Source organism: Streptomyces sp. NBC_01390, from assembly GCF_045040105.1.
Lineage (GTDB): Bacteria > Actinomycetota > Actinomycetes > Streptomycetales > Streptomycetaceae > Streptomyces.
Genome location: NZ_CP109551.1, coordinates 4,686,232 through 4,700,232, shown reverse-complemented (window position 1 = coordinate 4,700,232; position 14,001 = coordinate 4,686,232). Strand labels below are relative to the sequence as shown.

The following is a 14,001-nucleotide window of genomic DNA, read 5'->3' as shown; positions in this document are numbered from 1 at the left end:
TCTGGCGCGGAGGCTGGAGGCACAAATGAGTACGACCACCGAACACACACCTGAGCCCGACGGACCCCCGGACGGCGGACCCAGGCCCGCCCGGCTCATCCAGAACGAGGCGACCACCGAGATCCCCGTCCACCTGCTGTTCCGCGACGAACCCGACCCGGTGTCGGTACCGCTGAGGCCGGCCGTCGTGGGGCGCAGGCAGGGTACGGGCGAGCAGCCACGCATCCGCAGGCCCGCCCCGGCCACCCCGCGCCCGGCGGTGCCGACGGTCGACCCCGACCTGGTGGAGCGCACGGCACGGGTGCTGCCCGGCGCGGTGGGCGTGTTCGCCGGTGCCTGCGGGCTGGCCGGGGGCGTGCTCACCTCCTGGTGGGCGGGGGTGCTGCCGCCCCTCGCGGTGGAGGCGCTCCGGCTGCCGGTGACGTACGGGGGCGCCGGTCTCGGTCCGGCCCAGTGGGCGGCGTATGCCGGTGCGGGCGCCCTCGGGCTGTTCGGGTTCGGCGGGCTGGCGCGCGGGCGGACCGGGCGGGCCTGGGTGCTCGGCCTGTTCGGCCGCTACCGGGGGACCGTCCGGCGCACCGGGCTGCTGTGGGTCAACCCGCTGCTGCTGCGCGCCCGGGTCGACGTACGGCTGCGGCACTGGCGCGGCGAGCCGATGCCGGCGGCCGACGCGAACGGGGTCGCACTGCGGGTCGTCGTCCTCGTGGTGTGGCGGGTGCGGGACACCGCGCGGGCCACGCTCAGCGTCGAGGACCACGAGACCTACCTGCGCGAGTGCGTCGAGGCGGCGCTCGTCCGGGTGCCGGTGGAGATGCCGGGCGCGGGCCGGCGGGCGATGGAGACGGCCGGGGAGGCGCTGACCCGGGCGGTCGCGACGGACACGGCGCCGGTCGGCCTGGAGGTGTTCTCGGTACTGCCGGTCCGGGTCGAGTACGCCCCCGAGGTCGCCGCCGCGATGACCCGCCGCCGTATCGCCGCCCTGGACGCACAGCACCGGGCCGCCGCGCTCAACTCGGTCGTCGACTCGGTGGAGGACACGGTGACCCGGCTGACGCTGCGCGGTCTGGTCGAACTGGACGACTACGAACGCAAGGCACTGGTGAAGGATCTGACGGTCGCGTTCTGCGCGGGGCGGAGCGAGCCGGGCCCGTGATTGGTCTGGACCCCTCTTTGATATGGACACAGCCAAGGGGCGGTAATAATCTGGGACTTGGTCTAGACCTGCACGGCTCACATGAACCTCCCCCACGTTCAGCAGGAGCGGCAGCATGCGCGAAAAGACCAGAACGACCAGGAAAACCAGGGTGTACGCATCCGTAGTGGGCCTGGCCACCACCGGCGCCCTCGTCCTCACCACCGGAGGCGCCAGCGGCCACGGCTACACCGACCTCCCCATCAGCAGGCAGAAGCTCTGCCAGAACGGCACCGTGACGGGCTGCGGCGACATCCAGTGGGAGCCGCAGAGCGTCGAGGGCCCCAAGGGCTTCCCGGCCGCCGGACCCGCCGACGGCCAGATCTGCTCGGCGAACCACGGCAACTTCGGCGCGCTCGACCAGCCGAAGACCCCGTCCGGCGGCACCTGGCCGGCGACAGCGGTGACGGGCGGTCAGAGCTACACGTTCCGCTGGCAGTTCACCGCCATGCACGCCACGACCGACTTCAAGTACTACGTCACGAAGCCGGGCTGGAACCAGAACCACGCCCTCACCCGTTCGGACCTCAACCTCACCCCGTTCCTCACGGTCCCCTACAACGGCCAGCGCCCGCCGGCCACGCTCTCCCACACGGGCACCCTGCCGTCCGGGCTCAGCGGCCGGCAAGTGATCGTCGCCGTGTGGACGATCGCGGACACGGCCAACGCGTTCTACGCCTGCTCGGACGTCAGGTTCTGAGCATTCCTTGAGTAAAACCACGACCCCCCACGGGTACGTTCCCCGTACGCCCCCAGGACCAGGTGAGGCGGCGTACGGGGAGCCGTACTGAAGAGAGACCGGGGGAACGGCCATGGACATCATGTTCTACGGGGTGCCGACGCTCATGATCGCGGCGGTCGTCGGGGTGGCGGTGTTCGTTATCCGCCGGGCGCTGCGGATGCGCAGCGCCTGGAACAGCGGCCTGACGGCGGAGGCGCGCTGCCTGCGGACGTACACGACCACGAGCGGCGGCTCGGGCGACTCCTCCGTGCACTCGACGCTGCACCACGTGTACGAGTTCGTCGCCCGCGACGGCCGCACCGTCCGCTTCGAGGAGTCGGGCGGCTCGGGCACGATCCTCGAGGGCGACTTCGTGACCGTCTTCTACAGCGAGGGCCAGGGCGAGCGCGTCAACGCCACGGCACACCGCCCGAGCCCGGTCCGGCAAGGTCTGGCCCTGGCCGGCATCCTCGGATTCCTCGGGGTGTTCGTGGTGTTCTGCATCGGGTTCATGGTGACGTACAGCCAGGTCTTCGAGCCGTTCGGCGACATGTTCTTCGGCGGCGACAGCGGCTACAGCAGCACCGACACCGGCACGGGCGACGGATTCCCCGAGGGCTGGGACGTGAGCACCGACACGCCGTGAGTCTCCACATCTGACGGTACGTCAACTACCGTGCGCACTCATGGAGTTCAAGGAGCGCAACGGGACCGGCAGGAGCACGGTCGCGGAACTCGTGGCGGCACGGTGGGGCGACCACCGTCCGGGGCTGTGGTGCGAGGACCGGACGCTCACGCATCACGAGGTGGCCACGGGCGCGGCGGCCAGAGCCGCACTCCTGACGGACCTGCTGCCGCCCGGCGCCGAGCCGCATGTGGGCGTCCTGCTCGACAACACCCCTGAATATCCCCTGTGGTTGAGCGCGGCGGCCCTCGCGGGCGCCGCCGTCGCGGGCATCAACCCCACCCGCCGGGGCCCCGAACTGGCCCGGGACATCCTGCACACCGAGTGCCCGGTCCTCATCACCGCGCGCACCCACCTCCCCCTCCTCTCCGGCCTGGAACTCCCCGGCGTACGCCTTCTGTTGACCGACTCGGAGGAGTACGAGGCCCTCCTGGCCCCCTACGCGGACGCGATCCCGGACTCCTCCCGCGCCACGCCCGCCGACCGCCTCCTCCTCTACTTCACCTCGGGCTCGACCGGTGCCCCCAAGGCCGCGATCTGCACCCAGGGCAGGCTCGCCGCCGCCGGACGGACACTGGCCGAAACCTTCGCCGTCGGCCCGGACGACGTGCACTACGTCTGCATGCCGATGTTCCACGGCAACGCGGTGATCGCGGACTGGGCCCCGGCCCTGGCGGCGGGCGCCGGGGTCGCACTGCGCGCCCGCTTCTCCGCCTCCGGTTTCCTGACGGACGTACGCCGTTACGGGGCGACCTACTTCACGTACGTGGGCCGGGCGGTCCAGTACCTGCTGGCGACGCCCGCCCGGCCCGACGACCGGGACAACCCCCTGCGCCTGGGCTTTGGCACGGAGGCGGGCGCGGTGGACGCGGCGGCATTCCAACGCCGGTTCGGAGTACGGCTGGTGGAGGGGTACGGCTCCTCGGAGGGCGGGGCGGCGGTGCGCTGGACGCCCGGGACACCGGACGGCGCCGTGGGCCGGGCGGCACCGTCCGACGACCTCGCGGTGGTCGACCCGGCGACCGGTGCGGAGTGCCCGCCGGCCGACCTGGACGCCTCGGGCCGACTGCTCAACGGGACTGAGGCGATAGGGGAGTTGGTGAACCGGGGCCCGAACCCCTTCGAGGGCTACTGGCGCAACCCGGAGGCGGAGTCGGCCCGCCGCAGGGGAGGCTGGTACTGGACGGGCGACCTCTTCTACCGTGACCCGGACGGCTTCCTCTACTTCGCGGGCCGCGCCGACGACCGACTGCGCGTCGACAGCGAGAACCTGGCCGCCGCGACGATCGAGAACATCCTCGCCCGCTACGAGGGCGCGGTGGCCGTCGCCGTGTACGCGGTACCGGACCCGGTGGCCGGCGACCAGGTGATGGCAACCCTGGCCGGCACCTTCGACCCGTCCACCTTCTCCACCTTCCTGGCCGCACAACCCGACCTGGGCACGAAGATGGCCCCCCGCTTCGTACGCGTCGTACACCGCATGCCGGTCACAGCGACCAACAAGATCCACCGGGCGGGACTCCGGCGCGAGGGCTTCCTCTGCGCGGACCCGGTGTGGTGGCAGCCCCCGGGCGAGCAGACGTACCGCCCCCTGACGGCCACTGACGTGGCGGAACTGCTGACCCGGTACCGGCAACGGGGGCGGGGGGAACTGCTGAGCAGATAGACGACGAAAGGGCCCCGCGCGGCTGCGAGAGCCTCTTCCCTGTCCGTACGCGGACACACGAAGTAGCCTCACCACGAGGCGATGAGGGCACGACGGGGACCCGGTTGAGGGGGGCGGATGCGATCCAGAGGCGTACTACTCCTCCTGTTAGCGCTTCCACTGGAGTTCGCCCGAGAACTGGAACGCCGGTCCGTCCACCGTTATGGAGCCTGGCTGGCGCTGTACGGCGTAGTGGGCCTGGGCGTAGCCCTCGTGGTCACGCGGGGGCGTAGGTCTGCCGATTGAGCAGCCATCCGTCCATCGGCGCCCTGTTCGACTAGACAGGCCCAAAACCGGGAACGGACTCGGCAGACAGTCACCACCGGCTGCGGTACCTGGCGAGAGGACGTCACGCTGTGAGGGAGGGGGCGCGGGGACGCACCATCGGGGGACCGAATGGGTAACCACGCTGCGGCGAGACCCGGCCGTACCGGTCGACAACTGGACGGTGTGGTGGACGTGCTGGTGGCCGTCGCGCCCGATCCTGAGCTGGATGCGGAGGCCGGGGAACGGACGGCGCGGCAACTCCGCGCCGAGATTGCCGAGTTGGACATCGAATCGGTCCGTGCGGTTGCCGCCGGACCAGCGCCCGACGGGGCGAAGGGCGCCGACGCGGTGACCGTCGGGGCCATCGTGGTCGCGGTGAGCGCGTCCGGCGGGCTGCTCACCACGCTGGTCGGGACGGTGCGTGACTGGCTGAGCCGGTCTGCGGCACGGCACCGCGTCTCACTGACCATCGACGGCGACACGATCGACCTGGAGCGGGCAACCGCCGACGAGCGCCGTGAGCTCATCGAGGCGTACATCCGTCGGCACACGGGCGATTAGCGATGGGACGCCGGCTGGCGCTGCTGATCGCCACGTACAGCTACCAGGACGCCGGACTGCGGCGGTTGACCGCTCCGGCACATGACGCGGAGGCGTTCGCCGCCGTGTTGCGGGACCCTGACATCGCGGGGTTCGAGGTCACCGTCCTGATCAACCAGCCGCACCATGTCGTCGGCGAGGCCATCGGCGACTTCTACCGCGATCGGCGCCGCGACGACCTCACCCTGCTGTACTTCACGGGCCACGGTCTCAAGGACGACGGCGGGCGCCTGTATCTGGCGATGACCAACACCCGCCGCGACAGCCTCCTGTTCACCGCGCTGTCGGCCGAGCACATCGACCAGGCCATGGAGAGCTGCGTATCACGGCAGAAGGTACTCATCCTCGACTGCTGTTACAGCGGGGCCTTCCCGGCCGGCCGGATCTCCAAGGGCGACCCCGAAGTGCATGCGCTGGAGCGTTTCCAAGGTCGGGGCCGGACCGTGCTGACCGCGTCGGACGCGACCCAGTACTCGTTCGAAGGCGACCAGACACACGGTCACGCATCACAGTCCGTGTTCACCCGCCACCTCGTGGCCGGCCTTCGCGACGGAAGCGCGGATCTCGACGGCGACGGCGACATCACCCTCGACGAGCTGTACGGCTACGCCCACGACCGCGTGGTCGACGAAATGCCGCAGCAGCGGCCGAAGAAGCTCGACAGCGTCGAGGGCCGCATCATCATCGCCCGGAACATCAACTGGACCATTCCCGCCCACCTGCGCAACTCCATCGGCAGCCCCATCGCCGCCGAACGGTTGGCCGCCCTCGACGGACTCACCCACCTCCACCGCATCGGCAACGACGTCGTACGGGGCTGCGTCATCGAGGAGATCCGCCAACTCGCCGAGGACGACAGCAGACTTGTGTCCACCGCGGCCGCGGCGCACCTGCGGTCCCTTTCTCCGCAAGCGCTCGAACCACCGCCGGAGCCACCACCGGAGCCGCTGCCGACACCGGCATCAGCACCAGCAGCACCATCGGCGGCACCAGAGGCCGTGGCCCAGGGCCCTGCCGCGTTCCTCCCCGAGCCTCCTGCCGCGCCATCGAGTGCATCGAGTGATCGAACGTGCCCGATGCCGGACGAAGCCCTCGCCGCGCCGCCCAGTCCTCATCCCGGTACCGCTGCCCCCGGCCCCGCCCGTAGATCTCGCCTGTTCCCCCGCACCCGCCGAGCCAAGGCACTCACCGTCGGGGTTACGGCCCTTGCACTGGCAGCGGCCGTCGTCGGGGCGCTGCTCACGTCCAGGGGGACGGGGAACGAAGGCCACTGCCCCCGCACGATCCCGTCCCCGTACGTCCTGCGTGACGCCGGTTCATATGTGGCGTTCAGTCCGGACGGGACAACCTTGGCCACGTTCACGGTGAGCTCGGATGACACCTCCGTCCGGCTGTGGGACCTGCCCACCCACAAGACCACCGCCACCATCCAGCGGCGAACCCTCCTGAACAACGGAGAGGCGTTCAGCCCCGACGGGCGGTTTCTCGTCACCCAGGACCAGTACGTTGCGGTTCAGCTGCGGAACACATCCACCGGCGAGACCACCACGATCAACACGGGCCAGAAGGACGTCGTCAGCGCGGCCGTCAGCCCGGACGGGAAAACCGTCGCCATCGCCAGGGCCTCCCATCCCGACGAGGCATACCCCAACCCGGTGGGCCTGTGGGACACCGAATCCGGCAAGAGGACCGCGACTCTCCCCGGTCACACCAACGGAGTCGGGTACATGGCGTTCAGCCCCGACGGGGAAACCCTCGCCACCGGCAGCAACGACAAGTCGGTGCGGCTGTGGGACGTACGCACCGCCAAGTCCACTGCCACGATCACCGACGCCTACGGCGGGATGTTCAGCCCCGACGGCAAGACCTTCGCGGTGATGAAGGGCGACGGCCCCGTGCGGCTGTGGGACGTGCGTACCCGCAAGGCCACCACCACCCTCGCCAACACCCCGTACGGGTGGTTCAGCCGCGATGGCAAGACCTTTGTCGGTGTGAGCGGGGCCTCGACCCTGCGGCTCTGGGACGTCAACAGTGGCAAGAGCGTCGCCGTCTTCGACCCCGGCGGACAACTGATGGGGTTCAGCCCCAGCAGCGATGCCTTCGCCATCGAGACCAAGGACAAAACGGTACAGCTGTGGGATCTGGCAACCCGCAAGCCTGTCACCACCATCACTGGGGTCAGTCCCAAGGACAGGCGCCCGGCCTTCAGCCCCGACGGCAAGATCTTCGCCGGAGCGGGCGCGGACGGAACGGTACGGCTCTGGGACATCGCTGGTTGCCCGTGACCTGCCTGGGCCAAGTGCCGACCGAAGTTCGCCGCAGACGGCAAGGCGGACATTCGGAAACGATCAAGGGCACCCTTCCGAGGGAGGATGCCCTTGGTCACACACAGTGTGTCGTGGCCGCCGGGACCTGTTGCGCGAGCCTCAGGACACCACCCCCGCCGCGCCTGCCGAAGCCCTGGAAAGGTGGACCTCGACTCGGGTCCCCCCACGGAGCGGCGGACCACCGGCCGGCTGTCCCATCTGCATAGGCCAAAGGCCCCCGCATCCACAGTGAAAAGGGCATCCGCTGGGGCGGACGCTCCCTTGCCACCGCAGCCTGAACGACCCCGGCGAACCTGTGCGGTCAGAGCACTAGTGGGTCGGAAGCCCTGCGGTACGAGGTCGGTAGAGCCTTCGCCGCCTCGGTTGAGTGCCCAACGACGGGGTAGTCCCCTCGGGTCGCTATATGTGGGCAGATAGTACATATCTCTGATTCGATGACTGGTGGCCAGCGGACGCTCGCAGAGACACCGCACCCGCTCTGACTGGTCCGCGGTGCCGTGTGCGAGCCGTTCTCCTTCTCCGCGAAAGGACGTCTCCCTTTCATGCCCACCAACAACAAAAGCACCGCGTCGGCGCCCAGAAGGGCAGCCTCCTCCTCCGAGGGCAAGCTGATCGACTCCTTGAAGCAGTACATCCGCGTACAGGGGCCGGATCTGCTCAAAGACCCAAACGTGTCATCCGTCGGCATTGGCCAAAAGATCACGGGCGGCGCACGAGGGAAGCAGGTCGTGCTGCAGTTCACGGTCAAGAGCAAGGCTGAGCCGGAAGCACTCGAAGCCCTGGGCACGACCCGAATCCCGGCAACCATCACTGTCGACGGCAACGAAGTGCCGACCGACGTCATCGAACGGCGCTACGAGGCCCACTTCCGGCTGGTGGCCGAGGTCGCAAAGCCGGAGCGGAAGACCCACCTCAACCCGATCGCCCCGGGTGCGAGCGTTGGGGGCGTGACCGTCACGGCCGGCACCATCGGCTGCAAGGTGTTCGACAAGGCCGACGGCACCCCGTACGTACTGAGTAACTGGCACGTACTGCAGGGCCCGGACGGTGAGCCGGGCGAAGAAATCGTTCAGCCTGGTCGTTTCGACGACAACCAGATCTCTCGCAACCACCTCGGTGTACTGAGGCGATCCCACCTCGGTCCCGCTGGTGACTGCGCCGTAGCCACCATCGACAAGGGCCGTACTTTCGACCCCAAGATCTTGGAACTCGGCGTGGCACCAGAGGCGTTGGGCGAGCCGGACCTGGGCGACAAGGTCATAAAGAGCGGACGCACGACGGGCGTGACTCACGGGATCGTCCGCCGCATCCACACCATGGCCAAGATCGACTATGGGGGTGACGTCGGCGAGAAAACCATCGGCTGCTTTGAGATCGGGCCTGACGACGCGAACCCAGCGGCGGACAAGCAGATCAGCATGGGCGGCGACTCAGGTGCGGTCTGGCTGTTCAAGCAGAACGGCAAGCCGAGCAAGGTCATTGCAGGACTCCACTTTGGTGGTGAAAGCGCCGGCGACCCCGACGACCATGCGCTGGCCTGTCTGTCGAGCTCGGTGTTCGAGAAACTCGGCATCACCCTGGAGCAGCCGTCTCCCGAAGAAGTGCAGCCCCTTCAGGGCTACAACCCCGACTTCCTCGGCGAGCAGATCGACATTCCGCAGCTCACCGCGGAGGTCAACGGCGACGCCGTGAAGCTGAACGGCTCCGAGGTCGTCCCCTATACGCACTTCTCGCTGGCGCTCAGCAAGAAGCGACACTTCCCGTTCTGGGTGGGCTGGAACATCGACGGTGGCAGCCTCAAGAGGCTCAGCCGGTCCGGCATACCGTTCACGAAGGACCCACGGCTCCCCGCGAACGCCCAGGTTGGGAACGAGCTGTACGAAGCCAACCGGCTGGACCGCGGCCACATAGCCCGCCGCGCCGACCTGCTGTGGGGCAGCCTGCCAGAAGCCGAGAAGGCCAACACCGACTCGTTCTTCTACACCAACATCACCCCGCAGATGGACGACTTCAACCAGAGTGCCAAAAACGGGCTATGGGGTGAGCTCGAAGACGCCATCTTCGCCGACGTCGACGTCGACGACCTCAAGGTCAGTGTCTTCGGTGGACCGGTCTTCCAGGACGACGACCGCGTTTTTCGGGGGGTGAGGATCCCCCGCGAGTTCTGGAAGGTCATTGCCTTCGTCGAGCGGGGCGAACTGAAGGCCAAGGCGTTCCTGCTCACGCAGAACCTGGATCAGCTCGAATCCCTGGACCTCGATGAGTTCCGCGTCTTCCAGGTCACCCTCGATGAAATCGAGGAGCGAGCACACATTCGCTTCCCCACCTCCCTCCACAAGGGCGACCACCTGCTCGTGCCCGAGTCGGTGGCCGATCGGATGCCGCTGACGAATCTGGGCGACATTCACTGGGATTGATCTGCCAGCTCCAACCAGAAAGCTTGGATGCCGGCATCGGTGTACTCCGTCTGATCTGAGTGGCGGGGTACACCGATATGGCCAGGTCGTATGCGACGTCAGGGCTCTGTCGTTCTCGCGATCCGTGCCCGTCACGGGCCGCCCACCATCGCCGACTTGGGGTATTCGGCCCATGCCGCAACAGCGGGGCCGTCCGAGAGAACGACGGAGGCCTGGGTGCGCGGTACCGAGATCCAGTCCGCCCTTGGCGACCGGGCTGGTGACGGTGACGGATGGGGCGCTGCGGCGGGGGCGGCAGTACGGAGTTCGTCCCACAGCCCCCTCATCCAGAGGCGGCCCCTTCCCGAAGCGGCTGACCAGCTCCCACTTCCGAGGACAAACTGGGCTCATGAACGAGTGGGTGCTGCTCAGGACGGTCGCTGGAACGGCATTACAGAAGGCTGGCCGATTTCTCTCCGACGAGTCAGCGCAACGGGTGCGCGAGATTCTCGAAACACTGGCCGAGACCGAGATCAAGGCAGCGGGCCTTGCGTTGGTCGACGCGACGAAAAGTTGAAGCGGATACAGCAGAGGTCGACCAATTGGCATAAGAATCCAGAACGAGCTGTACGACTTCTACGTCTCCAACAGCCGCTATGCGCCCGATCCCATGGGTGAGCGACCCGACATCGACGTTCTCTTCGAGGCTTCCGTGTCGGACTGTGAAAAGGACGCTTACAGATTGCAAAGCTCTGCCGAGGTATGCCAGACATCCTTGCTGCTTGCCACTTCGAGGTGCCCATTTTTATAGACCCACGTATCATGCGCGCGAACCGTCGGAAGCAGCGTGTCCTGGTTGCCAGCCAGCCGCATTCGTTGAATCGAACCATCCTTTCAGAAGGGGCGTAGACCTTCTGGGATCTGCACACTGATGGTGGCCCGCTTCTCTGTAGCGGTTTCCCCCTGACGGGAGGCCCAGGGTTCGTCAGAGCGCATCCAGGCCGGCAGGCCTGGTGGCAGGTCGACTTCGGGGATGGTTCCGAGGTCGGCGTCCGTGAGGGTGTCACCGTACGGCGTGAAGGGACGCTCGACGTCTGGGGTAACCGTGTTGCGCAGGACGTTCAGGGCCTTGTTCCAGTTCGTCGTGAGTTGCTTCATGACGGTCGTGGCGTCGGCACCCGAGGCTGCGGCGCTGTCGGGGTAGGTGGGGTGCAGGAGGTGTTGGTAGGCGCCGTTGTAAGCAGCGCTGGTGGGTGCTTCGCGCCAAGCGTGGAAGGCGTGGTCCGCTAGACCGCCGAGGGTGATGACGGCTTCGATGGAGTTGTTGGTGACCAGGGCGTCGAGCCAGGCGTGGCGGTAGCGAGCGATATCGGGGTCGTGGGCGTGGGCAGTGCCGCCGTGTTGGCCGTAGACGCTGTACAGGTAGGTATTGACCAGGACGTAGCTGCTGTCGATGCCGAGCTTGTTGAGGAATCCCTGGAACCGACGGCCGGCGGTACCAACCAGGATTCGGCGAGCGATGCTCTCGTGGGCGGCGGGGTCTTGACCGAGGACGAGCACCCGGGCCGTGCCGTCCAGCCGTCCGCGGTGGAAGATCGGGCCCCATTCGATGCGGAAGTGGTTGGGCGGGTAGGTCTCCGCGCCGGGGTAGTCGCTGACAAGGCCGACGTATGGGGTGTGGGCGTAGCCGGGGTCGAATGAATGCATGCCGGGCTCCTGGTTTTGCCTCATCAAGCCAGAGGAAATTCGCTACTGCTCGGTGTGCTCATCTCAACTACCGGGGGCGTAACTTAATGAGTGTGGACGCGGCTCGTCATGCCCGGGTGCCGATCCGAGCACTCGAACTGAACAGGTTCGGACGCGTACCACAACGACACCAGGGCCTCCCGGCACTGCTCGGTCAGATTCGCATCCCCGAGCTATCGAGAGGCCCTGCTTCCTACCCACGCGTGTGCATCGCGCTCGATCTGGGCGGGGTGTTCGGCCCCGCCCGTCCTCATGCGCTGGCTCAGGCGTCGCGTTTGACCGCGAGGAAGCTGGCGGTCTGGCCGGCTCGGGCCAGGGCGGGCCCGCTTCCGTGGTCCGCCGCGCGCAGGACCGTCCCCGCCAGGGTCTGGCGCTGGTCGATCCCCGTGGGCCAGTGGGGCAGGACGATGCCGTCGTACTCGTAGTGGAAGTCCGAGACGGGAGTGCCCGGCTGCCCGCGGCCCGAAAGGGTGAAGTGCACGCCGGGTCCGTTCGTGGCCTTCCCGGTCATGTCCATCGCTAGGGGTTCCTCGCCAGGGTCCGCGGGGAAGACCAGGGCTCCGCTGATCGCCCCACCCGGCTCGACCGAGAGCCGCAGCTCCAGTTGCGCGAAGCGGAGCCTGTTGAAGTCGTCAACCGGTTCGGGACGGTCGAGGAAGCTTCGGTAGGTGTACGTGCCGGCCAGGTCAGCTGTGTCCATCGCCGCCTCCGTATCTCGATGCGTTGGTGCCTCGTGGCCTCAGGCGTCTCGAACGAGGCCTTGCCTAGGGTTCGGTGGTGATCAGGGATACGTTGCCGATGCGGGGACGGGAGCCGGACGGGACCGTCGGCATGACCGAGCGGGTGCGCGCTTCCGGTCCGGCGTCGGGCGGCGCACCGAGCGGGGCCGGCGTCACCACGACGGGCGGAATGCCCTCGCCGTCCCACCGGCCCAGTTGGCGCAGCTCGGTCAGGTGGTCGGTGACGTCGAACTTGAAGCTGAGCCCAGAACTCCCGTGCCCGTGGTCGTGGGCGTTGCCGCCGACCGCGCCGAAGAAGTGGAGGTGGCCGATGAAGTAAGGCCCTTCCGGGTCGAGATCCTCTTCGTGGTCCGGGCGGGCGCCGAGGTAGACGCGGTAGTTCGTTCCGGGCGGCGTGTCGGCGCGTACCTCGTCGATGGCGAGGATGGCGCGGGTCGGGGTCTCCGGTGAGGCGGCCTCCGTCAGGGCTGAGGCGCGGGCCGTGGGCTCCGGGCTCAGGGGGACGGTGACGCTCTCGGTGCCCAGGCCGGTCGGGCCGGTGGTGGCCACGACCGTCTCCGGCGGGGGATTGGCGCCGGCGGCCAACATGGCGACGAGCCGCTCGGGGGGCTTGAGGCCGACCCCTTCAGTCAGGGATTCGTACTTGTATCCGAGCTGGTGTTCGTCGACGAGGTCCTGGGACGCGAACCCCACCTGGTTGCCCTGCGCATTGCGGAAGTGGTGGGTGAATCCGAGCCAGTCCGGGTCCGTCGGGTTCTGGTGGTCGGGGTTGGTGCGCCAGGCGCTCCAGAGGCGGTCGATGTTGGCGTGGTGGAGCCAGAAGACCGGGTCGCGGGGCGAGAACATCTGAGACATCACACCGCCCACGAAGCCGTGGATGAGGTTGTGGGGCTGCATCTCCAGTTGACCGGTCCCGCCGTTGTTCAGGTGGATCAGCTGACTGTCCGTGTCTGCGCTGCCGAACTGTGTCACGCCGGTGAAGTGCGGTGCCTGCATGGCGTTGTGCGGGTTGACCTCCGGCCACTGGATGGAATGCCCGGTCGCGGCATCCTTGTCGCGATCGGGAACTGCCAGGAACAGCGGGTTGTCCCCGTTCCCGTCGGGCCAGTCAGGGGTCAGGAACTCGATCGGCAGGCGACGGCATGCCTGGGACTCCGGGCTGTTCGGATCTCCGTTCGTGACGCGGGTGTAGTTCCAGTACGGCAGGGCCCAGTCGTCGGGACCGTTTAGCTCGTCCTTGATGACGTGGCGCACGATCTCCTCGAAGCAGAGGATGTAGGCGCGGTGCCAGGGCAGGAAGAACCAGCCGCCGTGTGGGCAGTTGTTCCACTCCGGGTTGTCGCTGGCGCTGCTCGTACCGTGGATGTTGGCCTGGAAGAGCCAGCTCGTCGGATCCGTCTCTTCCTTGCCCTCCATCGCCCGTACCGCTCGGGCGTACCACCGAAGCTGGTCATCCCAGACTTCCGTCATTTTCGTCGTGTCACGACGTACTCGAACCACTCCGGCCATGGCTGTGCCCTCCTGGGTGAGGTGCGGAGGAAAGACGCGGCAACGAATGCCGCTGGGGGGTGCATGCCGCTGAGGGACATGTCACGCATACCGCTACGAGAGGTATCCACTTC

The 14,001-nt window shown here is 67.9% G+C and carries 11 protein-coding genes; 8 read left to right on the top strand and 3 right to left on the bottom strand.

Going from position 1 to position 14,001, the window contains the following annotated elements:
* The first annotated feature begins 25 nt into the window (after positions 1 to 25).
* The 8 genes from OG241_RS20945 (at position 26) to OG241_RS20910 (ending at position 10,470) form a co-directional block, all read left to right on the top strand.
* A complete protein-coding gene (locus OG241_RS20945) occupies positions 26 to 1,153 on the top strand; it encodes an SPFH domain-containing protein (RefSeq protein ID WP_405817058.1) in 1,128 nt (375 codons plus the stop codon).
* Between the two features lie 115 nt (positions 1,154 to 1,268).
* Positions 1,269 to 1,892, top strand: a complete 624-nt coding sequence (locus OG241_RS20940) for a lytic polysaccharide monooxygenase (RefSeq protein WP_405817057.1) — start codon at positions 1,269 to 1,271, stop codon at positions 1,890 to 1,892.
* 112 nt (positions 1,893 to 2,004) lie between these two features.
* Entirely contained in the window at positions 2,005 to 2,559 is a 555-nt protein-coding gene (locus OG241_RS20935; protein WP_405817056.1) for a hypothetical protein, read from the top strand.
* Positions 2,560 to 2,599: 40 nt separating this feature from the next.
* Positions 2,600 to 4,264: an AMP-binding protein gene (locus OG241_RS20930; protein WP_405817055.1), complete on the top strand. Its 1,665-nt coding sequence runs from the start codon at positions 2,600 to 2,602 to the stop codon at positions 4,262 to 4,264.
* Between the two features lie 435 nt (positions 4,265 to 4,699).
* Entirely contained in the window at positions 4,700 to 5,131 is a 432-nt protein-coding gene (locus tag OG241_RS20925) for a hypothetical protein (RefSeq protein ID WP_405817054.1), read from the top strand.
* A 2-nt stretch (positions 5,132 to 5,133) separates the two neighbouring features.
* Positions 5,134 to 7,455: a caspase family protein gene (locus OG241_RS20920; protein ID WP_405817053.1), complete on the top strand. Its 2,322-nt coding sequence runs from the start codon at positions 5,134 to 5,136 to the stop codon at positions 7,453 to 7,455.
* A 584-nt stretch (positions 7,456 to 8,039) separates the two neighbouring features.
* Positions 8,040 to 9,914 carry a DNA/RNA non-specific endonuclease gene (locus OG241_RS20915; protein ID WP_405817052.1) on the top strand — a complete coding sequence of 625 codons (1,875 nt, stop codon included), beginning with the start codon at positions 8,040 to 8,042 and terminating at the stop codon, positions 9,912 to 9,914.
* Positions 9,915 to 10,302: 388 nt separating this feature from the next.
* A complete protein-coding gene (locus tag OG241_RS20910) occupies positions 10,303 to 10,470 on the top strand; it encodes a hypothetical protein (RefSeq protein ID WP_405817051.1) in 168 nt (55 codons plus the stop codon).
* A gap of 317 nt (positions 10,471 to 10,787) precedes the next feature.
* On the opposite strand, the gene OG241_RS20905 is transcribed toward OG241_RS20910, so the two are convergent.
* From OG241_RS20905 to OG241_RS20895, 3 genes are all read right to left on the bottom strand, one after another.
* The gene (locus OG241_RS20905) at positions 10,788 to 11,600 is read right to left on the bottom strand and encodes a uracil-DNA glycosylase family protein (protein ID WP_405817050.1); all 813 of its coding nucleotides are present in this window, start codon (positions 11,598 to 11,600) and stop codon (positions 10,788 to 10,790) included.
* A gap of 301 nt (positions 11,601 to 11,901) precedes the next feature.
* Complete coding sequence (locus OG241_RS20900) at positions 11,902 to 12,339, bottom strand: hypothetical protein (RefSeq protein ID WP_405817049.1); 438 nt, start codon at positions 12,337 to 12,339, stop codon at positions 11,902 to 11,904.
* Positions 12,340 to 12,403: 64 nt separating this feature from the next.
* Positions 12,404 to 13,849 (bottom strand): tyrosinase family protein, encoded by a 1,446-nt coding sequence (locus OG241_RS20895; protein ID WP_405817048.1) that lies wholly within the window; start codon positions 13,847 to 13,849, stop codon positions 12,404 to 12,406.
* Positions 13,850 to 14,001 lie beyond the last annotated feature (152 nt).

Coding starts and splice junctions, on each gene's coding strand:
- OG241_RS20945 (WP_405817058.1), top strand. CDS start 26: ATGAGTACGACCACCGAACACACACCTGAGCCCGACGGACCCCCGGAC.
- OG241_RS20940 (WP_405817057.1), top strand. CDS start 1,269: ATGCGCGAAAAGACCAGAACGACCAGGAAAACCAGGGTGTACGCATCC.
- OG241_RS20935 (WP_405817056.1), top strand. CDS start 2,005: ATGGACATCATGTTCTACGGGGTGCCGACGCTCATGATCGCGGCGGTC.
- OG241_RS20930 (WP_405817055.1), top strand. CDS start 2,600: ATGGAGTTCAAGGAGCGCAACGGGACCGGCAGGAGCACGGTCGCGGAA.
- OG241_RS20925 (WP_405817054.1), top strand. CDS start 4,700: ATGGGTAACCACGCTGCGGCGAGACCCGGCCGTACCGGTCGACAACTG.
- OG241_RS20920 (WP_405817053.1), top strand. CDS start 5,134: ATGGGACGCCGGCTGGCGCTGCTGATCGCCACGTACAGCTACCAGGAC.
- OG241_RS20915 (WP_405817052.1), top strand. CDS start 8,040: ATGCCCACCAACAACAAAAGCACCGCGTCGGCGCCCAGAAGGGCAGCC.
- OG241_RS20910 (WP_405817051.1), top strand. CDS start 10,303: ATGAACGAGTGGGTGCTGCTCAGGACGGTCGCTGGAACGGCATTACAG.
- OG241_RS20905 (WP_405817050.1), bottom strand. CDS start 11,600: ATGCATTCATTCGACCCCGGCTACGCCCACACCCCATACGTCGGCCTT.
- OG241_RS20900 (WP_405817049.1), bottom strand. CDS start 12,339: ATGGACACAGCTGACCTGGCCGGCACGTACACCTACCGAAGCTTCCTC.
- OG241_RS20895 (WP_405817048.1), bottom strand. CDS start 13,849: ATGACGGAAGTCTGGGATGACCAGCTTCGGTGGTACGCCCGAGCGGTA.